Genomic DNA, 19,254 nt, shown 5'->3' on the forward strand with positions numbered 1-19,254 from the left:
AGAGCCAATGATTATAGACCTATTTTTATGAGCTTCACAAGCGAACTTCAACACTTGCTCGCACGGTGCGCGGCGCGAGGGGGTAGAGGTAGCTGTGTTCGTACTGCCAGGGCGCCTCGCGCCACGCGCGGCGGTCGGCCAGGTTGTCGACGGCGGCACGCCAGATCCAGGTCTGCTGGCCCATGGTCTGCAGGTAGCGAACGCCCGCGTCCAGCGTGGCCCAGCCCGGCACGCGCACGCTGTTGTCCGGCGTGGCGAAGCGCGCGCCTTCGTAGGTCAAGCCGGCTTGGGCTTGCAGGCCGGGCAGCAGGTCCTGGCGGAGCTGAGCCTTCACGGTGTTGCGCGGCACGTTGGGCGGTGTGAGGCCGTTGAGGGACGCATCGGCGCTGCCTTCGCGGCGCGCGCGCAGGTGCATCGCGCTCGCGGTCAGGCCTCCGCCGCTCCACTTCAGGTCGGCGCTGGCTTCGATGCCCGTGTGGTGCGCCTGACCGTCAGCGCGGCGCTCGCAGCTTTGGGCCACATCGCAGGCACCCACGTCGCGCCACAGCGGCCGGCGGATGTCGAACACCGTGAGTGCGCCTTCCACGCGCTGGGTTCCGGTCTTCAGGCCGAGTTCGGTCTGGCGGCTCTTGAGCGTGGGTAGGGCCTGGCCGGCGTTGCGGTAGCGGGAGCGGTTGGGCGCGACTTCGCTTTCGGCGCCCTGGCCCCAGCTGGCGTAGACCAGCCAATCGGCGGCGATGGCGTGGCTCAAGGCCAGCCACGGCGTGGTGACGCCTTGGCCGTAGTCGGTGCGGCGCGAGCCGTCGGTGCGCACGCTTTCGCGGTGCAGCTGCGTGTGGCGCAGGCCCAGCCAGGCGGTGGTGTCGGCGCTCAGGGCCACGCGGTCACGCAGGTAGAGCTCTTGGCTGCGTTCGTCGCGGTTGGTGTTCTCGTCGGTCAGGTCCGGGGCTGCTGGCGTGATGGCCGTGCCCTGGATGTTGCCGGTGCCGGCGTAGTTGTAGGCCTGGCGCCGAAAACGGCTCTTGAACTGGCTGGCCAGTCCGCCCACGGTGAGGTCGTGCCGCAGGCCGGCCAGTTGCACCGGGCCTCGCGCCGAGAGGTCCAGCGCGGTGGTGTCGCGGTGCTCGCCTTCGCTGCGGAAGTCGTAGAGGTCGTAGGTGCCATCGGGGCAGAAGCGGTCGGCGTAGTAGTTGCCGTCGGCGGCCGAGCAACCGTAGCCGTAGGCCAGGCGGTCGTCGGTGCGCAGGCGTTGCAGCCCCAGCGTGGCCTGGGCCTGCCAGTCAGCGCTGAGCTTGTGCTGCACACGCAGCGAGGCGTGCGTGTTGTCGAACACAACCGGCTGGCTCCAGGGCTGGTTGTTGAGGTTGATGCGCGGGTCGACCTGATGCGCGTCCGGCAGGCGGCTGCCGGTCAGGCTGAAGGCCTGCTGGCTGGGCTGGCTTTGGTGGTTGAACTCCACCTCGGCCTCCACCAGCGTGTCGGGGCTCAGGCGCCAGTCGGTCGCCAGCGCGGCGGTGTGGGCGTTGCCGCGGCTGTCGCGCAGCAGGGGCGACAGGTGGGCCGCCGACAGGTTCACGCGCACGCCGAATTCGCGTTGTGCGCCCAGGCGTTGCGAGTGGTCGACGCTGGCTTGCACCGTGCCGCCCTGGATGGCGCCGAGCATCAGCGAGGTGGCGTCATCGGCCAGCGGCCGCTTGACCACGAAGTTGACCAGGCCCGCCGGCGCGCTGGTGCCGGCCTGCATGCCGGTGGCGCCCTTGAGCACTTCCACGGCCGCCTTGTTGGCCAGCGACAGCGCGGTTTCGCCGCTGATGGGCAGGCCGTCACGGCGCAGGTTGAAGCGGTTGTCCAGCTCGAAGCCGCGCACCTTCACCGTGCTCCAGTAGCCGGTGGCGTTGTAGCTGTCGGACACTGAGGCGTCGAGCTTGGTGATGCCCGCCAGTTGCGTCACACCCAGGTCCGCCAAGCGGTCGGTGCTGAGGCTCAGCGTTTGCAGCGGCAGGCGAGCGGGTGGGTCCGAGAAACCAGCCAAGCCAGGCGCGGCTTCGGTGGCCTTGCCGCTGACGCTGACGGCGGGCAGTGACTGGGCGGCCGCGAGTTGGGCGACACAAAGCGCCGCAGCGGCGCCAAGGAGGGAACGGGTCAGGAGTGCCATCGGAAATGCAAAGCGATGGCAGGTCGGCAAACGAGAACGCGACGGGCCCGGAGACGAAGCGAATGGAGCCCTGCTGATCGGCTGCTTCCCTGCGCGAGGATTACCTCAATCAGGTTCAAAGGGACTGTCTCAGTCGCGCTCAGCCGTGGCCGGCGCAACACCCCTAGCGAAGAGCTGCCGGCACAGGGCCAGCAGCGGCGTGCAGTTTAAAAGCAAACCGTGCGCGACATGGGCCGTGCGATTCGGACCGCTGATGCGACGGGCTCGGCGGTTCAGTCGCCCGTCGGCGCGCTCACGCCCAGCCGCTCGTGCAGCTTCGGGCTGGTCGTCGTGTACTGCAAGTGAATGGGCTGGCCGGGGAAGACGCGTTCCGCGGCGGCAAATGCGGCCAGCGTGGCCTCGTGGAAGCCGCTCACCAGCAGCTTGCGCTTGCCGGGGTAGTGGTTGATGTCGCCCACGGCGTACACGCCGGGCAGCGAGGTCTCGAAGCGTGCGGTGTCCACCGTCACGAGCTTGCGCTCCAGCGCCAGGCCCCAGTCGGCCAGCGCGCCCAGGCGCGGGCTCAGGCCCAGACGCACGAGCAGGTGATCGGCCGCCACGGGGCGGGTCTGGCCGGCGGCGTCGAGGATGTCGAGGCCTTGCAGGCCGCCATCCGCGGTGCGCAGTGCGAGCGGCTGTCCCACTTCCACCTGGATGCGGCCGGCATCGCGCAGGGCTTGCAGGCGCGCCAGCAACTCGGTCGGCGCTTTGAACGCATCTTTGCGATGCAGCAGCGTCACCTGGGCGGCCGCGCCGGCTTCAGCCAGTTCGAGGGCGGCAGTGACGGCCGGCGCTTCGCCGCCCAGCACCAGCACGCGCTGGCCGTGTGCTGGCAGGCTGTCGAGCCGGTGGTGGATGTGGCGGCCCTCCAGGGCCTCAGCCCCCTCCAGGCGCAGCCGCTTGGGTTGGAATGCGCCCACGCCCGCGGCGATGAACACCGTCTTGGCCAGGAACGCTTGACCGGTGCTGGTGCGCAACTGCCAGCGTCCGTCCGGCTGTGGCTGCAGGGCCGACACCTCTTGGCCGAGGTGCAAGGTGGGCGCAAAGGGCCGCACCTGCTGCTGCAAGCGCTCCACCAGTTCGCGCCCGCTGCACACGGGCACGCCGGGGATGTCGTAGATCGGCTTGTCGGCGTAGAGCTCGATGCACTGGCCGCCCACATGGGGCAGCGCATCGACGACCTGGGCCGAAATGCCCAGCAGGCCGAGTTCGAACACCTGGAACAGGCCCACCGGGCCCGCGCCAATGACGAGGGCGTCGGTCTCGATCACAGCTGGGCGGCGGGCTTACTTGATCAGTTCGCCCAGCTTGCCGGTCTTGTCCTTCCACTCTTCGGCGTCTGGCAGCGCGGGCTTGCGCTTGGTGATGCTGGGCCACTTCTTGGCCAGCTCGGCGTTGAGCTTGATCATGTGGATCTGGTCGCCCGGCACGTCTTCCTCGGGCACGATGGCATTGACCGGGCACTCGGGGATGCAGACCGCGCAGTCGATGCACTCGTCCGGGTCGATGGTGAGGAAGTTCGGGCCTTCGCGGAAGCAGTCCACCGGGCAGACATCGACGCAATCGGTGTACTTGCAGCGGATGCAGGATTCGGTGACGACGTGGGTCATGGGCAGCTCTTGGCAGTAAGGGGCGCCTGGGTCGGGCAGATTTCAGGCGAAACGATGATTTTATTGGACGCCGGCCGGGCCGCATGCTGACCGCCGACAAGGCTGGCGCCTGTCCCGACCGTGACGACGGTCGGGCGGCCGCGGTGCAGCAGGGCGGCGGCGGCCAGGTCGGCCAGCGGGTGCTCGCTGGTGATGGCGTCGGCACAGCCCGCGCGACTGACCACCAACGTGGGCGTGTCGCCCGGCCAGCCGGCGGCCAGCAGTTGGCGGCCCAGCGCGGCCAGTTGGCGGCCGGCCATGTAAAAGACTTCGGTGTCGGCCGAGCGGGCCGCGCGCAGCTCGCCCAGCTCCGTCATGGCCGTGGTGAGGCTGACCGAGCGACCCCGGCCGCGCCGGGTGAGCGGGCGCTGGGCCTGGGCCGCAGCCGCCAGCGCCGCGGTCACGCCGGGCACCACTTCGCTGTCGATGCCGGCGTCGGCCAGGGCGATCAACTCTTCTTCCAGCCGGCCGAAGACGCTGGCGTCGCCGCCCTTCAGGCGCACGACGAGGGCATGCTCCTGCGCGGCTTTCACCAGCAGCGCGTTGATCTCGGTTTGCTTGGCGGAATGCTCGAAGCCGCGCTTGCCCACTTCCATCCAGCGGGCTTGGGGGGCGAGGTCTTGCAGGGCCGGGTCTGCCAGCGCGTCGGCGAGCACGACGTCGGCCTGACCCAGCGCGCGGGCACCGCGCAGCGTGATCAGGTCGGCGGCGCCGGGGCCAGCGCTGACGAAGATGACCTTGCCCCGTGCCATCACCAGTCTTCTTCGGTGGTGGCGGGTTGCACGTCCACCAGCAGCGCGCCGCTGGTGCGGTGGCTGGCGGGGTCGACCACGATCAAGGCGCCGCCGACGCGGTTGTCCTTGAAGGGCTCCACCGGCAATTCGTGCTGCACTTCCATCTGCACGCGGCCGATGGTGTTGACCGGCAGCTCATGCGCGTCCTGCGGCTGCAGGGTGTGGATGTCCAGCACCGAGTCGATCGCCGAGATGCGCGCCTGCACCCAGCGGTTGCCGTGGCGCACCCAGTACTTGCGGCCGGGCTTGGCGGCCTCGGTGTCCAGCCAGGCCAGCGTGGCCGGGAAGGTCTTGGTGGCGGTGGCAGAGCCGGGGGTGACGATCCAGTCGCCACGGCTCACGTCCAGCTGGCGGTCCAGCACCAGGCCGGCCGAGTCACCGGCTTGGGCGCTGGCGACGGTCTCGCCGGCCAGGCGCACTTCAACGACGACGGCCGTTTGCCGCGACGGCAGCACCTCGATGGTGTCGCCCGCCTTCACGCCGCCGTGGGCGATGCGGCCCCACAGCACGCGCGGCTGCACGCCGGTGCCGTTGGATTGGTAGGCGTCCTTCTGCACGTACTGCACCGGCTGGCTCAGCGGGGCATCGGTGCGCTCGCTCAGCGTGGGCAGGCGCTCCAGCACCTGCAACAGGCTTTCGCCGTTCCACCAGGGCGCGTCCAGCGGTTGCGTCACGTTGTCGCCGCGCAGCGCGCTGACCGGCACGGTGGCGGCCACGTTCAGGCCGGCAGCGGCGGCGAACTTGTCGAGTGCGGCCTTGACCTTGGCGAAGCCTGCGCCCGGGTCGTCCAGCGCGTCGATCTTGTTGATCGCGAACACGAGGCTGGGCACGCGCAGCAGTTGGGCCAGCAGCGAGTGGCGGCGCGTCTGCGGCAGCAGCACGACTTCGTCCTGGGTCAGGTCCAGCTTGGTGATGTCCACCAGCACGACGGCGGCGTCGCTACCCGCGGCGGCCGTGACCATGTTGCGTGTGTACTGCTCATGGCCGGGGGCGTCGGCAATGATGAACTTGCGCGTTTTGGTGGCGAAGTAGCGGTAGGCCACGTCGATGGTGATGCCTTGCTCGCGCTCGGCCTCCAGGCCGTCGGTCAGCAGGCTCAGGTCGATGGGGCGGCCGGCGGCGCGGCGCTCCAGCGTGTCGAGTTGGTCGGCCAGGATGGCCTGGCCGTCGAACAGCAGGCGGCCGATCAGCGTGCTCTTGCCGTCGTCGACGGAGCCGGCGGTGAGGAATCTCAGGGCTTTCATCAGAAGTAGCCTTCCTTCTTGCGTTTTTCCATTGAGGCTTCCGATGTGCGGTCGTCCATGCGCGTCGCGCCGCGCTCACTCACCGTGACGGTCAGCGTCTCGGCCACGACCTCGGTGGCGTTGGCGGCGGGGCTCTCCACCGGGCAGGTGCAGGTCATGTCGCCCACGGTGCGGAAGCGCACCTGCACCGTCTCTACGGTTTCCCCTTCGAGCGGCGGGGTCACGTCGGTCAGCGGCACCAGCAGACCCTTGCGGCGCATGACCTGGCGGTCATGGGCGTAGTACATCGGCGGCAGCGGGATGTTCTCGCGGGCGATGTAGAGCCACACGTCGAGTTCCGTCCAGTTGCTGATCGGGAAGCAGCGGAAGTGCTCGCCCGGGCGGATGCGGGTGTTGAACAACGTCCACAGCTCGGGCCGCTGCTCCTTGGGCTGCCATTGGCCGAAGCTGTCGCGGTGGCTGAAGATGCGCTCCTTGGCGCGGGCCTTCTCTTCGTCGCGGCGGGCGCCGCCGATGAGCGCGTCGAACTTGTGCTCTTCGATGGTCTCCAGCAGCGTCACCGTCTGGTGGCCGTTGCGGCTTTCCAGCGGGTGGCTCAGGCGGATGGTGCCGCGGGCCATGGAGTCTTCAAGGTGGCCCACCACCAGGCGCTCGCCCATGTCGGCCACGCGCTGGTCCCGGAAGGTGATGACCTCGGGGAAGTTGTGCCCGGTGTCGATGTGCACCAGCGGGAAGGGCAGCGAGCCCGAGTAGCCACTCGGGTGCGCGGCGTTCTTCATCTTGAAGGCCTTCTCGGCCAGGCGCAGCACGACGCAGGAGTCCTTGCCGCCGGAGAACAGCAGGGCGGGGCGCTCGAAGCTCGCCGCCACCTCGCGCAGGATGAAGATGGCTTCTTCTTCCAGCGCATCCAGGTGCGCGTGATCGACGTCAGCAATCATGGGTTCGGGTTTCACAGCAGCATTCATGATTTGGCGTGCAGGCCGCATTCCTTGGTGGAGTCTTCCCACCACCAGCGGCCCGCGCGAAAGTCTTCTCCCACCGCGATGGCGCGCGTGCAGGGCGCGCAGCCGATCGAGGGCATGAACTGGTCATGCAGCGGGTTGTAGGGAACCTCGTATTTTTGAACATAGGCCCAGACCTCGGCCCAGGTCCAGTCGGCCAGCGGGCTGATCTTGCGGCGGCCCGTGCCGCTGCCGTCGTCCTCATCCACGGCAACCTCGCCACGCGCGCCGCTTTGTTCGCGGCGCAGGCCGGTGATCCAGGCGGAGCGGCCGGCCAGCATGCGGCCCAGCGGCTCCATCTTGCGCACGCCGCAGCAGGCCTTGCGCAGGTCCAGGCTCTTGTACATGGCGTCGTCACCCTCGCGTTGAACGAAGGTGATCACGGCTTCGGCCACGGGCGAGAACACGGCCACCTCGCGGCTGTAGCGGGCCTGCACCGCCGGGATCAGCGCCAGCGTTTCGGCGTGCAGCCGGCCGGTGTCCAGCGTGGCGATGTCGATGGGCAGGCGGTGGCGGGCGATCAGGTCGGTGATGACCATGTCTTCCACGCCCAGGCTGCTGCTTTGCAGCAGGCCGGCGCCGTGCTGGATGCTCGCGTCACGCAGCGCCTGGACGGCGGCTTCGATCTTGGCGTCCAGCGCCGGCGTCCAGCGGGCGTACAGGCCGATGGCGTTGCCGGCGGCCGGGGCGCTCGCCCAGGGCAGGGCGCTGGCTTCGGCGCTCACGCGGCGCTCCGCTGGAACCACGGGCGGGTTTCGGCCACGTCGCCCTGGTAGAAGCCCACCGGCGCGAACAGGTCCAGCGCCTTCTGGGCGGCCGCTTGCGACTGGTCGCCGCGCAGCACCACTTCGTCGAAGCCGGTGCGGGCCAGCAGCTGCATCATGTCCACCAGCACTTCGCCCCGCGCACGGATGGCGCCGGTGAACTTGTGCCGGATGCGCAGCAGGTGGGCCTGGCTGTAGGCGCGGCCGTCGGTCCACTTCGGGAAGTCCAGCACGATCAGCGCGATGCGGTGCATGTCGGGGGCGAGCTGGTGGATGTCGGCGTCGTTCGGGAACTCGAGTGCGACTTGCACGTCTTGCGGCCAGTGGGCGCGCACGGCGTGCCATTGCTCCAGGCTCAGCAGACGGTTCGGCGCCGGATCGGGATCGGGCTTGGGGCCGTCTTCGCCGATGGCGTGTTTCCAGGGGCAGGTGGTGGCGTTGATGAATTTCATGACAGTGAGTGCCGGGCCGCCCCAAACTCACTGGCGCCCCCGCGGGGGGGAGCAGTGAGCGAAGCGAGCGTGGGGGCTTCCTTTCTTAGGCCTTCGCAGTCGAAACGCGAACAGCATTCGCGGCGGTCTTGAACGGCTCCAGCCCCAGGCGCTTCACGGCGTCGATGAAGTGCTCGCCCGCCTGGCGCTCGCGCTTGAAGGTCTCAATGACGGCGTCGATCGCGTCGGCAATCTCGTCAGCCGCAAAGCTCGGGCCGATCACCTTGCCGGCCACGGTGCCGCCGGCCAGCTGGGTGCCGTCACCGCCGCCCAGCGTCAGCTGGTACCACTCGGTGCCGTCCTTGTCGACGCCCAGCACGCCGATGTGGCCGCTGTGGTGGTGGCCGCAGGAGTTGATGCAGCCGCTGATGTGCAGGTCGATTTCGCCGAGGTCTTCCAGTTCGTCGGCGTCTTGGTAGCGCTCGGCAATCTGGGCGGCCAGCGGCAGCGAGCGGGCGTTGGCCAGCGCGCAGAAGTCGCCGCCGGGGCAGGCGATCTGGTCGGTCAGCAGGCCGGCGTTGGCGGTGGCGAAGCCGGCGGCGCGGGCGGCCTGGAACAGCGCGGGCAGGTCGGCCTCGCGCACCCAGGGCAGCACGAGGTTTTGGCGGTGCGACACGCGCAGCTCGCCGTGGCTGAACTGGTCGGCCAGCGCGGCGGCGGTGTCCATCACGTCAGCGCTGGTGTCGCCCGGGGCGATGCCCACGCGCTTGAGGCTCAGCGTGACGGCGCGGTAGCCGCTGACGCGGTGGCCGTGCACGTTGCGTTGCAGCCAGCGCGCGAAGGCCGGGTCGCTGCTGTCCAACTGCACGGGAGCTTCGGGCTTCACGCCAGCGGGGTCGACGAAGCAGGCGGCCACGCGGTCCAGTTCGGCCTGCGGAATGATCTGCTCGTGGCCAGCCGGGTCGTCGGCCAGGATGCGGGCGAACTCTTCGTTCACCGCGTCGAAGAACTTCTGGCCTTCGGCCTTCACGAGGATCTTGATGCGGGCCTTGTAGAGGTTGTCGCGGCGGCCGGCGAGGTTGTAGACCCGCACGATGGCCTCGATGTAGACCAGGATCTGCTGCCAGGGCACGAAGGCGTTGATTTCGGTGCCCGGGATGGGGGTGCGGCCCATGCCGCCGCCCACGAACACCTGGAAGCCGACCTCGCCGGCCGCGTTTTTCTTGAGCTGCAGGCCGATGTCATGCCAGCCGATGGCGGCGCGGTCCTCGGCGGCGCCGCTGACGGCGATCTTGAACTTGCGCGGCAGGTGGGCGAACTCGGGGTGCAGCGTGCTCCACTGGCGCAGCACCTCGGCGTAGGGGCGGGCATCGACGATTTCGTCCGGCGCAATGCCCACGAACGCGTCTGCCGTGATGTTGCGGATGCAGTTGCCGCTGGTCTGGATGCCGTGCATGTCGACGTCGGCCAGCAGGTCCATGACCGTGGCGCTGTCTTTCAGCGGAATCCAGTTGTATTGCAGGTTCTGGCGTGTGGTGAAGTGACCGTAGCCGCCCTGGCCGGCGAACGGGCCGTCGGGTTGGCGGTCGTACTCGCGGGCAATGCGGGCCAGTTGGCGCAGCTGGCGGCTGTTTAGCTCGCCGTAGGGCACGGCCACGCGCAGCATGGGGGCGTGGCGCTGGATGTACCAGCCGTTTTGCAGTCGCAGGGCGCGGAACTCGTCGGTGCCCAGCGTGCCCGCCAGGTGGCGTTCCAACTGGTCGCGGTATTGCGCTGCGCGGGCGCGGACGAAGCGGCGGTCGAAGTCGGTGTACTGGTACATCGAAGTAGGTCTCAGTGAATCACTTTCCAGCCGGCCATCAACAGCGAGGCGCACAGCAAGCTGCGCACCACGCCGTCCGGCAGGCGGCGGGTCAATTGGGCGCCCAGCCAGATGCCAGGCAGCGAGCCGATGAGCAGGGACACGAGCAGTTCCCAGTTCACGTTGCCCAGGCTCGCGTGGCCGATGCCGGCCACCAGCGTGAGCGGCACGGCGTGGGCGATGTCGGTGCCGACGATGTCGCGCGCCTGCATCCGGGGGTAGATCAACAGGATGAGCGTGGCGCCGATGGCGCCGGCGCCGATGGACGACAGCGACACCAGCACGCCCAGGATCAGGCCGCTGGCCACGGTGAGCGCGGGCTTGCGGCTCTCAGGAATCCAGCGCTCCAGCCGCAGGCCCAGGGCCTGCCAGCTCTTTTTGAAAGCCACCACCACCGCGGTCAGCAGCAGCGCAATGCCCAATGAGAGCGTCAGGGCCGACGCCCAGCCCTTGGTGATGCCGGTTTGGTGCATCAGGGCGATGGTGGCGATGGAGGCCGGGATGGAGCCGGCCAGCATGCGGCGAACGATGGGCCAGTTCACGTGGCCGTGCCGGGCGTGGGCCACGGAGCCGCTCATCTTGGTGAGCGAGGCAAACCACAGGTCGGTGCCGATGGCCACCGCCGGGTTGAGCTTGAACACCGACAGCAGCAGCGGCGTCATCAGCGACCCGCCGCCCACGCCGGTGATGCCGACGATCAGGCCGACACCCAAGCCGCTCGCGATTGCAATGCTGTCCAACACCCAAAAACTCCAATTGGCGGCGCCATGCCACCCGAGGGCGCGACTCTAGGGAATGTTGCGGCGCCGCAAAACGATTTAATTTTTCGGCCTATATGCCCAGGCTGAATAAGCAACCTCAGTTTGTGGCGAGTTTTTGCAGGACGGCGACCTGCTCCAGGATGCGCGGCGGTACCGGCTCCTGGCCGTTCAGCTGCGCTTGCACCAGGGCGGCGTTCTCGGCGGGGGCGCAGGCCGGGGAGAGTGGCCAGTCCAGGTCGGCGGTGTCGGCCGGGTGCAAGGGGGCGGTTTCGCCGTCCTGGAAGCCGATCAGGTGGGCCTTGCGGCGCAGGTGGGCGTAGGCCTCGCCCTCGCTGGCGCGCATCAGCAGCGCCCGCCCACCGCCCTGGCTCAGGCCGGGCAGGGCGGCGCCCATGCTGTCCAGGTACTCCGGGTGGGTCACAGCCACCACGCGCACGGCGCGGTCGGTCGGGAAGGGGTTGAGCAACTTGGCCAGGCTGTGCGCGCTGTTGCGCACGCCCATCCGGGGCCGCAGGGCCATCAGCGCGTTCAAGCCCGGGTTGAGCAATTGCAAAGGCAGCACGGCCGGCCGTTCGGTGCCCAGCACCTGTTCCGCGGCGGCCAGGCTCCGGCTGGCGGTCCAGCCCAAGGCGTCCAGCAACTCGAAGGGGCTGACGCGGCTGTCGAAATCGTGCCGGCCGAACACCAGCACCGGAATGCCCCGGCGGGCCAGCAGCCCGGCCACCAGCGGCATCAGGTTGGCCTGCTTGCGCGCGCCGTTGAAGCTGGGCAACAGCACGGTGCGCGGGCCAGCCGGGGCGGTCATGGCGGCGGTGCGGGCCTGCAGGGCGGCCAGAAAGCCGGCCACCTCATCGGCCGACTCCCCCTTCACGCGCAGCGCAATCAGCAGGGCGCCCAGCTCCATGTCGGGCACCTGGCCGTCGAGCATCTGGCCGAACAGCTGCTCGGCCTGGTCGCGGCTCAGGTCGCGCGCGCCGCGGGCGCCACGGCCAAGTTCCTTGATCAGCGGGGCGTAGTTCATAGCGCGAGTGTAGAAACGACAAAGGCCGCTTGACGCGGCCTTGGGTCGGGGCGGGCGTCGAATCAGAACGCGAAGGAGGCGCCCAGCGACACGAGGCGCACGTTGCCCTTCAACCCGTGCATTTGGGCTTTGCTGGTGTCCACACCGAATTCGAGCTTGACGTTGCCGTTGAGCGCATAGCTGACGCTGACGCCGGCCACCAGTCGGGTTTCGCTCTCAGCTGCATCCCCGTTCTGGACACCATAGGAGAAGTTGGTGCGAGTTTTCACCTGCGCCACGCCGAGGCGAGCCGCCATGCCCCAGTCGCCGCCCAACGGCAGCGCGTAGGCGCCACCGACCACGAGGGCTGAGGGCTTCAACGTGATCGTGCCGGCAGGCGTGCCGGCGATGGGAGGCGTGCTGGCGTGCGCCTTGCCAAAGTTGATGTAGCTGCCTTCCAGGCTGAAGCCGTTGCCGAGGTTGTAGCCGAAGACCAGCTTGCCGCCGGCGCCGGTGTTGTCACAGGACGTGGTGCCGGCGCAGTCGGCGTTCAGACGGGTCGTGCCCGCAGCGGCTGTGACGTAAAACGGGCTGGTGGCGGGCTCGGAGGCCTGAGCGGCGGTCGCGGCAACCAGTGCGCCCAGAACGATAGCTTTCTTCTTCATGAGAGATTTCCTGTGACTTGGAAGGGCCGGTCTGGTGGTCGGCCAACGGCGCCCTTGATGGGCTGGCGCATGCTAACGTTGCAAGCAGTGGGCTTCTGCTGGTCGAATGGTTTTTCTTTAGGGGTGCAAAAAGCCATCCTGCGGATGGCTGGTGTTGAGCAGTGAAGCGCGTCAGAACGCCATGCGTGCGCCCAGCGACACCAGGCGCACGTTGCTGCGCTCACCCTGGTACTGCGCACGGGTCGCGTCCACGCCCAGCTCGACCCGGGCGTTGGGCGTCAGCGCGTAGTTCAGGGCCAGGCCGACGATGGGCTGGGTGCTGTTCTCGCTGTCACTGCCGCTCAGCGTGCCGACTTCGGCGTGCAGCTTGGTGCGCACGCGCGCCACGCCGGCACGGCCGACCAGGCCGAGCTCCGGCGTCAGGTTGGCCGTGAAAGCGCCGCTCAACGACAGGGCCTCCGGGCGTGCCGACAAGCCCACGCCGCCTTCAGAGGCGTGGAAGTTGCCGAAGTGGGAATAGCCCCCCTCCAGCGAGAAGCCGTTGCCATAGGCGTAGCCCACGACGGCTTTGCCGCCGGTGCCGTTTCGGTCGCAGGCCTGCAGGCCGTCGCAACGGGTGTTGAGGTGACCTTGGCCGAGGGACAGCAGGCCGTAGCTGTGGGCTGCGGTGCTGAGGTTGGACGTTTGGGCCTTGGCGGCGACGGCCAGGAACAGGGCGGCCAGGGTGATCGCGGTTTTCTTCATCGGGTACTGCCTTCTTCAAGCTGCGTTCATCGGAGCGCCACGGCCGCAGGGGCGGCTTTGGCGATGGGCGACTTCGCTGTCGCCACGGCTCATGGTCGATGCGCGCCCGCAGCCGCTCTGTAGGACTGGAACGCCCACGCCCGACGGACGGCGCCCGGGGTGTGTGAGCGATGTCAGCGGACGTTACGCGCGGGCCACCCGCCGTCGCGGCGGATGGCTGGCCTCGGCCGTCGCGGCCGGTCTTGAAGAACGCGCGTGGCCGTGATGTCAGGCCACGTGTTCAGGCCAAGTGTTCAGGCCACGCATTCAGGCCGCTTGGCGATGGCCGCTCAAGCGCAGCTGGCCGAACAGGTCTTTGGGGTCGGCCATCTGCGGAATGAGGTTCAGCGGCGCGCCCAGGCCGAGCTGAAGGCTCACGTCGCGCAGCAGGCGCAGGGCCGAGAAGTCTTCCAGCGCAAAGCCGACGGAGTCGAACACGGTGACCTGCGCGTCCGTCTCGCGGCCGGCGGCTTGCCCGGCCAGCACGCGCCAGAACTCGGTGACGGGGAAGTCGGCCGGCATCTGTTGCACATCGCCTTCGATGCGCGACTGCGGTTCGTACTCCACCACCACGCGGGCCTGCTGCAGCACGCCCGGGTGCAGCTCGGTCTTGCCGGGGCAGTCGCCGCCCACGCCGTTGATGTGCATGCCCGGCTCGATCATGTCGGGCGTCAGGATGGTGGCGTTGGTCTTGTCGGCGGTGACGGTGGTGACGATGTCGGCGCCCTTCACCGCCTCGGCGGTGCTGGCGCAGACGGTCAGCGTCAGGCCAGGCGTGCCCTGCAGGTGGCCCACCAGCTTGGCGGTGGCGGCGGGGTCGATGTCGTACAGCCGCAGTTCGCGAATGCCGAGCAGGTGATGGAAGGCCAGGGCCTGGAACTCGCTTTGCGCGCCGTTGCCAATCAAAGCCATCACGCGGCTGTTGGGGCGGGTCAGGCGCTTGGCCACCATGACGGAGGTGGCGGCGGTGCGCATGGCGGTGGTCAGGGTCAGCTCGGACAGCAGCGTGGGTGTGCCGGTCGAGACATCTGCGAGCACGCCGAAAGCCATGACCGTCGGCAAGCCGAAGCGATGGTTTTTGGGGTGGCCGTTGACGTACTTGAAGCTGTAGCTGCTGGCGTCAGCGATGGGCATCAGCTCGATCACGCCGTCGGCCGAATGCGCGGCCACGCGGGGGGTTTTGTCGAACTCGGGCCAACGCAGGTAGTCGGCCTCCAGGTAGCTCACGAGGCGCCGCATTAAATCGGGCAATCCCACGCGCTGCACGAGGTGGGCGACGTCTTGCGGGGTCAGAACGGTGGTCATGGGCTGTCTCCTGTGAATCGGTGAAGCTCATTCTTCCGAGGCGGCGTGCCAAACAGAAGCGCAATTCCTGCCACGTAATGAAGCATCTATTGGCAAAATGGCAGTTGAAATTGACGTTTTGCACATATGGACGCTCTGGATCAACAACTGCTGGCCCTGCTGCGCGTGGACGCCCGGGCCAGCGTGGCGCAACTGGCGGCCAAGCTGCAGGTGTCGCGCGGCACGGTCACCAACCGCATTGCCAAGCTGGAAGACGCCGGCGTCATCACCGGCTACACGGTGCGGCTGCGGCCCGACTCGGTGCCCGATGAAATCACGGCGTGGATGAGCATCACGGTGGACGGCAACCGCACCCGCGAGGTGGTGTCCATCCTGCTGGGCGAGCCCGGCATCACCGGCCTGTTCGACACCAACGGCCGCTGGGACCTGCTGGCCGAGATCCGCAGCCCCAACCTGAACGAGCTCGCCGAGGTGCTGGAGCGGGTGCGGCTGATCAAGGGCATCGCCAGCACCGAAACCTCCATCCATTTGCAGAGCTACAAGCTGAGCTGAAGCCCCACCAGGCCTGGGCCGCTCGGGTATCGTGCGCGCCGCCTTCCCTGACGATTGCCATGACTTCACAGACCTTTCGCCGCACCGCGCGGCTGGCCACGTTGGCCTTGCTGGCCCTGTTGACCGCGTGCTCGGTGGTGCCCACGCAGCCGCCGGCCCAGCCCCCGTTGGTGGTGCCCACGCCGCCCGAGCCGCCGATCGTCAAGCCCGCGCCCAAGCCACCGCGCATCGGCCTGGCGCTGGGGGGCGGTGCCGCGCGGGGCTTCGCCCACATCGGCGTCATCCAGGTGCTGGAAGAAGCCGGCATCAAGGTGGACCTGGTGGCCGGCACCTCGGCCGGCAGCCTGGTGGCGTCGCTGTACGCCTCGGGCAAGTCGGGCAAGGAGATGCAGCAACTGGCGGAAACCATGGACGAAGGCGCCATCACCGATTGGTCCTTCCCCTTGCGGGGGCTGATTCGTGGCGAAGCGCTGGCGCGGTTCATCCGTGACAAGACCGGCGGCAAGGCCATCGAGCAGATGAGCCTGCCGCTGGGCATCGTGGCCACCGATTTGTCCGACGGCTCGTCCATCCTGTTCCGCAGCGGCGACACCGGCACGGCGGTGCGGGCGTCCAGCGCGGTGCCGGCGGTGTTCCAGCCGGTCAAGATCGGCCAGCGCGAGTACGTGGACGGCGGCCTGGTGTCGCCCGTGCCGGTGCGCTTCGCCCGCGAGATGGGGGCGCAGCTGGTGGTGGCGGTGGACATCACCTCGCCGCCTGAGAAAGACCCGCCGGGCGATGCCTTTCGCATGCTGATGCAGACCTTCTCCATCATGGGCCGCAGCATCAACATGTTCGAGCTGCGCGACGCTGACGTGGTGATCCGCCCGCGCCTGGACGGCGTGGGCAGCGCCGACTTCACCGCCCGCCGCCGGGCCGTGCAGGCCGGCCGCGAAGCCGCACAGGCGCTCGTGCCGCTGCTGCGCCAGCGCATCGCCGAGAAAACGCGCTGACCGTGAAGCCCCTCGCCCCCGGCCAACCTGGGCCGCGCTCCCGAGGCGGCGGCGATGCTGCCGGCATGGAGCCGCGCGCTCCACGCCTCAGCCGGGCAGGTTCATCCGGGCTGTGATGGACGGCGCCGAAACCCCGCTCTTTCCGCTGCGCTCGGTGCTTTTTCCCGGCGGCCACCTGCCGCTGCGCATTTTTGAGCCCCGCTACCTGGACCTGGTGCAGCGCTGCCACGCGCGCGGCGAGCCCTTTGGTGTGGTGGCCTTGACCGAGGGCGACGAAGTGCGGCGCCGCGACGGTGCCGGTTTTCAGGCCGAGGCGTTTCATGACGTGGGCACGTTGGCGCACATCGTCCACTTCCAGCCGGCTCAGGCCGGATTGATCGAGATTCGCTGCCAGGGCGGCCAGCGGTTTCAACTGCAATCGCGCCGCTGCCTGAGCCATGGGCTCTGGGTGGGCGCGATGCAGCGGCTGCCCGACGATGCCGAGGTGCCCGTGCCGGACGACTTGCGGCAGGCCGCGCAGCAGTTGCGCGATCTGCTGGCCGGCTGGAGCCGGCAGGTGGCACCGGAGCAGTTGCCGGTGCAGCCGCCGCTGCGCTGGGGCGATGCCGGCTGGCTGGCCAACCGCTGGGCGGAGTTGCTGCCCATGCCCACCGCCGATCGGCAGCGTTTGATGGCGCTGGACAGCCCGTTGCTGCGACTGGAGCTGGTGGTGGATCGCCTGGAGGCGCTCAGCGGTTCAGCCAGGCCGTGAGGGCCGCCAGCACCTGGGCGCGTTCGGGTTCGTTGAAGATTTCGTGGGCCAAGCCGGGCCAGGCTCGGGCGGTGAGTTGCCCCGTGGCGGCGGCGGCGTCGGCCAGCGCCTGGCTGCCGGCGGGCGCCACGCAGCGGTCGGCGCCGGCCCACATCAGCAGCGTCGGCAACTGCCAGCGGGCGGCCACGGCTTGCACCTCGGCGCCGGCGTCCACGATGAAACGGGTCAGCCGCGCGGTGATGCGGTCGTGCACCAGCGGGTCGTTCACGTAAGCCTGCACCACGGCCGGGTCGCGGCAGATCCAGTCCGGCTTGAGCCCGTTGCTGACCGCCAGGCCCGGTGCCAAGCGGCTGGCCAGGGCTAGGGCCAGCTTCTGGCCGGCATTCAGGCCGGGGTCCAGCGCGGGGGACGACAGCACGAGGGCGTCCAGCGGACGGCTCCAGGCGGCGGGGCGGTCTTGCAGCGCCTCGGCGGCGAAGCGGGCCGCCACCAGCCCGCCCAGGCTGTGGCCCAGCAGCACGAAGCGGCCGGGCTCGCGCACCGCGTCGATCACCCGGGCGGTGTCGCGCAGCAGGGCGTGGGGTTCGGGGATGTCGCCGCGCGGGCCGTCGCTGGCGCCGTGGCCGCGGTGGTCCCAGCCGTGCACCTGCCAGCCGGCGGCGTTCAGCGCGGCGGCCACCGCTTGGTAGCGGCCGCTGTGTTCGCCCAGGCCGTGCACCAGCAGCACCTGCCCGCGCCGCTCGCCCGGCAAGGGCCAGTGGCGCAGGTGCAGCAGGCGGCCGTCGTCGGCCGTGGTGGTGGTGGTCATGGCAGTTCCGCTGGAGCGAGGACGCGCGAGTGTGCCCCAGCCGCCGGCCGCCTGGAGCCCAGCACGCGGGCGTACGCCCAGGTGAACTCCGCGCCCAGCAGCAGGATTTGCGCAGAGAAGTACACCCACACCAGCAGCACCACCACCGAGGCCGCCGCGCCGAAGCCCGACGTCACGGCGCTGTGTTGCAAGTAGGCAGCAATGCCCGCGCGCCCCAGGTTGAACAGGCCGGTGGTGACGAGCGCGCCCAGCGCCACATCCCGCCAGGCGACGTGGGCGCGCGGCATCCACTTGAAGATGAGCGCGAACACCGCCACCACCAACGCCTGGCCCACCAGCACGTTGGCGAATGAGGCCACCCGCAGCCAGCCGCCGAACCACGGACTCCACCAGGTCTGCACGGCGCCGAGCGCCGCGTCCAGCACCAGCGACACCAGCAGCAGGAAGCTCAGCCCCAGGATGAGCCCGAAGCTCAACAGCCGCGCGCGCAGCCACGCCCAGCGACCGGCCGGCGGCGCGTGGGGCACGCGCCAGATGGCGTCCAGCGCCGACTGAAGTTCGGCGAACAGCGTGGTGGCGCCCAGCAGCATCAAGCCCAGGCCGAGTGCCGTGCTCCACCAGCCGCCGGCAGGCCAGGCCACCGCGGCCACCCATTGCTCCACCGCCGCGGCACTGGCGTTGCCCAGCAGGCTGTGCAGCTCGCCAAACAGTTCGCCCCGCACGGCGTCTGGCCCCCACACGAGGCCGGCCACCGACACGACGATGAGCAGCAGCGGCGCCAACGAGAACAGCGTGTAGTACGCCAGAGCGGCACCCATGCGCGCGGCGTGGTCGTCGATGAATCCCTGCACCGTCAGGCGCAGCATCTGGAACACCGGCCAGGCGGCCGCGTGGCCGCCGGTGGGGCGGAGTGGAGAAGAACGCATGCGCGCCATGCTGGCGGCTGTGCGCATCCGCGGCTGTAGGACGTCAGCTTGCCTGCAGTGCCGATCTGGCAAAAGAAAAAAGCCCGACGCGTGGGCGTCGGGCTTTTCAGCGAGGGGTCGCGGCGATCAGGCGGCGCGCTTGGCGCGGCTGGCCGTTTGCGTGGCCTTCACGGCTTGCGTGGTGGCGGCTTGGAAGTTGGACTCGGCCACTTCCACGGCTTGCTTGGCAGCCTTTTGCACCGACTCGAACGCGTTGTTGGCGGCGGCCACGGCCGACTTCACCAGGGCGACGGCGTTTTCGGTGCCGGCCGGTGCGTTCTTGGCGGCGTTGTCCACCACCGAGGCGAAGGCCTTCTGAGCGTCAGCCATTTGCGACTCGGCGACCTTGGCCACTTCGGCGCCGGTGCTGGAGGCGATGTCGTACAGGTGGCGGCTGTAGGAAGCGGCCTTTTCGGCGGACGGTTGCAGCAGGGCGGCTTGCAGCGTCAGCAGTTCCTGGGCGTCCTTCACCGACAGGGCGGCGGCCGTGGTGTCGGCGGCTTCGCTCAGCGCGGTCTTGGCGACTTGCAGGTTCAGCTCGACGAGCTTTTCCACGCCTTCGAACGCCTTGTTCGTCAGGCCGAAGAGGGTTTCAACGTTGGCCTTGTGGGCGGCGAGAACTTGTTCAGCGGTCAGCATGGTGGGACTCCGATGTCAGGTGGTGGAACCGTTGGCGGTGCTTCTTTTGCTGCACTGCAACATGACTCGAATGATAGGGGCCGCGCGCCGGATTG

General features: G+C 69.1%; 20 protein-coding genes and 1 riboswitch. Of the genes, 3 read left to right on the forward strand and 17 right to left on the reverse strand.

What is annotated here, in order from left to right; all coding sequences use genetic code 11:
- Nucleotides 1-34: 34 nt before the first annotated feature.
- The 14 genes from ACG01O_RS20075 to ACG01O_RS20140 all read right to left on the reverse strand — a co-directional run bounded on the left by ACG01O_RS20075 (nucleotide 35) and on the right by ACG01O_RS20140 (nucleotide 14,452).
- On the reverse strand, nucleotides 35-2,155 hold the full coding sequence (locus tag ACG01O_RS20075) for a TonB-dependent siderophore receptor (protein WP_394387185.1): 2,121 nt from the start codon (nucleotides 2,153-2,155) through the stop codon (nucleotides 35-37).
- Between the two features lie 69 nt (nucleotides 2,156-2,224).
- Nucleotides 2,225-2,330: riboswitch (TPP riboswitch) on the reverse strand.
- Nucleotides 2,331-2,427: 97 nt separating this feature from the next.
- Nucleotides 2,428-3,465: an NAD(P)/FAD-dependent oxidoreductase gene (locus ACG01O_RS20080; RefSeq protein WP_394387186.1), complete on the reverse strand. Its 1,038-nt coding sequence runs from the start codon at nucleotides 3,463-3,465 to the stop codon at nucleotides 2,428-2,430.
- Between the two features lie 15 nt (nucleotides 3,466-3,480).
- Entirely contained in the window at nucleotides 3,481-3,804 is a 324-nt protein-coding gene (gene fdxA, locus ACG01O_RS20085) for a ferredoxin FdxA (RefSeq protein ID WP_394387187.1), read from the reverse strand.
- On the reverse strand, nucleotides 3,801-4,595 hold the full coding sequence (gene cobA / locus ACG01O_RS20090) for a uroporphyrinogen-III C-methyltransferase (protein ID WP_394387188.1): 795 nt from the start codon (nucleotides 4,593-4,595) through the stop codon (nucleotides 3,801-3,803). The genes fdxA and cobA overlap by 4 nt, the downstream gene beginning before the upstream one ends.
- Complete coding sequence (locus tag ACG01O_RS20095; RefSeq protein ID WP_394387189.1) at nucleotides 4,595-5,881, reverse strand: sulfate adenylyltransferase subunit 1; 1,287 nt, start codon at nucleotides 5,879-5,881, stop codon at nucleotides 4,595-4,597. Before ACG01O_RS20095 ends, cobA begins: the two co-directional genes overlap by 1 nt.
- A complete protein-coding gene (gene cysD, locus ACG01O_RS20100) occupies nucleotides 5,881-6,846 on the reverse strand; it encodes a sulfate adenylyltransferase subunit CysD (RefSeq protein WP_394387190.1) in 966 nt (321 codons plus the stop codon). The genes ACG01O_RS20095 and cysD overlap by 1 nt, the downstream gene beginning before the upstream one ends.
- Nucleotides 6,843-7,607 carry a phosphoadenylyl-sulfate reductase gene (locus ACG01O_RS20105; protein ID WP_394387191.1) on the reverse strand — a complete coding sequence of 255 codons (765 nt, stop codon included), beginning with the start codon at nucleotides 7,605-7,607 and terminating at the stop codon, nucleotides 6,843-6,845. The genes cysD and ACG01O_RS20105 overlap by 4 nt, the downstream gene beginning before the upstream one ends.
- The gene (locus ACG01O_RS20110; RefSeq protein ID WP_394387192.1) at nucleotides 7,604-8,098 is read right to left on the reverse strand and encodes a DUF934 domain-containing protein; all 495 of its coding nucleotides are present in this window, start codon (nucleotides 8,096-8,098) and stop codon (nucleotides 7,604-7,606) included. Before ACG01O_RS20110 ends, ACG01O_RS20105 begins: the two co-directional genes overlap by 4 nt.
- An 85-nt stretch (nucleotides 8,099-8,183) precedes the next feature.
- Complete coding sequence (locus ACG01O_RS20115; protein ID WP_394387193.1) at nucleotides 8,184-9,899, reverse strand: nitrite/sulfite reductase; 1,716 nt, start codon at nucleotides 9,897-9,899, stop codon at nucleotides 8,184-8,186.
- An 11-nt stretch (nucleotides 9,900-9,910) separates the two neighbouring features.
- The gene (locus ACG01O_RS20120; protein ID WP_394387194.1) at nucleotides 9,911-10,678 is read right to left on the reverse strand and encodes a sulfite exporter TauE/SafE family protein; all 768 of its coding nucleotides are present in this window, start codon (nucleotides 10,676-10,678) and stop codon (nucleotides 9,911-9,913) included.
- A 118-nt stretch (nucleotides 10,679-10,796) separates the two neighbouring features.
- Nucleotides 10,797-11,720, reverse strand: a complete 924-nt coding sequence (gene ybiB / locus ACG01O_RS20125) for a DNA-binding protein YbiB (protein ID WP_394387195.1) — start codon at nucleotides 11,718-11,720, stop codon at nucleotides 10,797-10,799.
- Nucleotides 11,721-11,782: 62 nt separating this feature from the next.
- Entirely contained in the window at nucleotides 11,783-12,364 is a 582-nt protein-coding gene (locus ACG01O_RS20130; protein ID WP_394387196.1) for an outer membrane beta-barrel protein, read from the reverse strand.
- 171 nt (nucleotides 12,365-12,535) lie between these two features.
- Complete coding sequence (locus ACG01O_RS20135; protein WP_394387197.1) at nucleotides 12,536-13,108, reverse strand: outer membrane beta-barrel protein; 573 nt, start codon at nucleotides 13,106-13,108, stop codon at nucleotides 12,536-12,538.
- A gap of 306 nt (nucleotides 13,109-13,414) precedes the next feature.
- Nucleotides 13,415-14,452 (reverse strand): ornithine cyclodeaminase, encoded by a 1,038-nt coding sequence (locus ACG01O_RS20140; RefSeq protein WP_394387198.1) that lies wholly within the window; start codon nucleotides 14,450-14,452, stop codon nucleotides 13,415-13,417.
- A 126-nt stretch (nucleotides 14,453-14,578) separates the two neighbouring features.
- Here ACG01O_RS20140 and ACG01O_RS20145 point away from each other — a divergent pair, with 126 nt between their 5' ends.
- The 3 genes from ACG01O_RS20145 to ACG01O_RS20155 all read left to right on the forward strand — a co-directional run bounded on the left by ACG01O_RS20145 (nucleotide 14,579) and on the right by ACG01O_RS20155 (nucleotide 16,747).
- Entirely contained in the window at nucleotides 14,579-15,004 is a 426-nt protein-coding gene (locus tag ACG01O_RS20145) for an Lrp/AsnC family transcriptional regulator (protein WP_394387199.1), read from the forward strand.
- A 59-nt stretch (nucleotides 15,005-15,063) separates the two neighbouring features.
- Entirely contained in the window at nucleotides 15,064-15,996 is a 933-nt protein-coding gene (locus ACG01O_RS20150) for a patatin-like phospholipase family protein (RefSeq protein ID WP_394387200.1), read from the forward strand.
- A 115-nt stretch (nucleotides 15,997-16,111) separates the two neighbouring features.
- Entirely contained in the window at nucleotides 16,112-16,747 is a 636-nt protein-coding gene (locus ACG01O_RS20155; RefSeq protein ID WP_394387201.1) for an LON peptidase substrate-binding domain-containing protein, read from the forward strand.
- On the opposite strand, the gene ACG01O_RS20160 is transcribed toward ACG01O_RS20155, so the two are convergent.
- The 3 genes from ACG01O_RS20160 to ACG01O_RS20170 all read right to left on the reverse strand — a co-directional run bounded on the left by ACG01O_RS20160 (nucleotide 16,725) and on the right by ACG01O_RS20170 (nucleotide 19,159).
- Complete coding sequence (locus tag ACG01O_RS20160; RefSeq protein ID WP_394387202.1) at nucleotides 16,725-17,555, reverse strand: alpha/beta hydrolase; 831 nt, start codon at nucleotides 17,553-17,555, stop codon at nucleotides 16,725-16,727. The two genes, ACG01O_RS20155 and ACG01O_RS20160, sit on opposite strands and share 23 nt — an antisense overlap.
- Entirely contained in the window at nucleotides 17,552-18,481 is a 930-nt protein-coding gene (locus tag ACG01O_RS20165) for a YihY/virulence factor BrkB family protein (protein WP_394387203.1), read from the reverse strand. Before ACG01O_RS20165 ends, ACG01O_RS20160 begins: the two co-directional genes overlap by 4 nt.
- Nucleotides 18,482-18,607: 126 nt before the next feature.
- Nucleotides 18,608-19,159: a phasin family protein gene (locus ACG01O_RS20170; protein WP_394387204.1), complete on the reverse strand. Its 552-nt coding sequence runs from the start codon at nucleotides 19,157-19,159 to the stop codon at nucleotides 18,608-18,610.
- Nucleotides 19,160-19,254 lie beyond the last annotated feature (95 nt).

This window comes from Pelomonas baiyunensis (genome assembly GCF_043555935.1).
Classification (GTDB): Bacteria; Pseudomonadota; Gammaproteobacteria; order Burkholderiales; family Burkholderiaceae_C; genus Pelomonas; species Pelomonas baiyunensis.

Excerpts from the sequence above, each read along its gene's own strand:
- ACG01O_RS20075 (WP_394387185.1), bottom strand. The coding sequence starts at position 2,155 with ATGGCACTCCTGACCCGTTCCCTCCTTGGCGCCGCTGCGGCGCTTTGT.
- fdxA (WP_394387187.1), bottom strand. The coding sequence starts at position 3,804 with ATGACCCACGTCGTCACCGAATCCTGCATCCGCTGCAAGTACACCGAT.
- cobA (WP_394387188.1), bottom strand. The coding sequence starts at position 4,595 with ATGGCACGGGGCAAGGTCATCTTCGTCAGCGCTGGCCCCGGCGCCGCC.
- ACG01O_RS20095 (WP_394387189.1), bottom strand. The coding sequence starts at position 5,881 with ATGAAAGCCCTGAGATTCCTCACCGCCGGCTCCGTCGACGACGGCAAG.
- cysD (WP_394387190.1), bottom strand. The coding sequence starts at position 6,846 with ATGAATGCTGCTGTGAAACCCGAACCCATGATTGCTGACGTCGATCAC.
- ACG01O_RS20110 (WP_394387192.1), bottom strand. The coding sequence starts at position 8,098 with ATGAAATTCATCAACGCCACCACCTGCCCCTGGAAACACGCCATCGGC.
- ACG01O_RS20115 (WP_394387193.1), bottom strand. The coding sequence starts at position 9,899 with ATGTACCAGTACACCGACTTCGACCGCCGCTTCGTCCGCGCCCGCGCA.
- ybiB (WP_394387195.1), bottom strand. The coding sequence starts at position 11,720 with ATGAACTACGCCCCGCTGATCAAGGAACTTGGCCGTGGCGCCCGCGGC.
- ACG01O_RS20130 (WP_394387196.1), bottom strand. The coding sequence starts at position 12,364 with ATGAAGAAGAAAGCTATCGTTCTGGGCGCACTGGTTGCCGCGACCGCC.
- ACG01O_RS20135 (WP_394387197.1), bottom strand. The coding sequence starts at position 13,108 with ATGAAGAAAACCGCGATCACCCTGGCCGCCCTGTTCCTGGCCGTCGCC.
- ACG01O_RS20140 (WP_394387198.1), bottom strand. The coding sequence starts at position 14,452 with ATGACCACCGTTCTGACCCCGCAAGACGTCGCCCACCTCGTGCAGCGC.
- ACG01O_RS20145 (WP_394387199.1), top strand. The coding sequence starts at position 14,579 with ATGGACGCTCTGGATCAACAACTGCTGGCCCTGCTGCGCGTGGACGCC.
- ACG01O_RS20150 (WP_394387200.1), top strand. The coding sequence starts at position 15,064 with ATGACTTCACAGACCTTTCGCCGCACCGCGCGGCTGGCCACGTTGGCC.
- ACG01O_RS20155 (WP_394387201.1), top strand. The coding sequence starts at position 16,112 with ATGGACGGCGCCGAAACCCCGCTCTTTCCGCTGCGCTCGGTGCTTTTT.
- ACG01O_RS20160 (WP_394387202.1), bottom strand. The coding sequence starts at position 17,555 with ATGACCACCACCACCACGGCCGACGACGGCCGCCTGCTGCACCTGCGC.
- ACG01O_RS20165 (WP_394387203.1), bottom strand. The coding sequence starts at position 18,481 with ATGCGTTCTTCTCCACTCCGCCCCACCGGCGGCCACGCGGCCGCCTGG.
- ACG01O_RS20170 (WP_394387204.1), bottom strand. The coding sequence starts at position 19,159 with ATGCTGACCGCTGAACAAGTTCTCGCCGCCCACAAGGCCAACGTTGAA.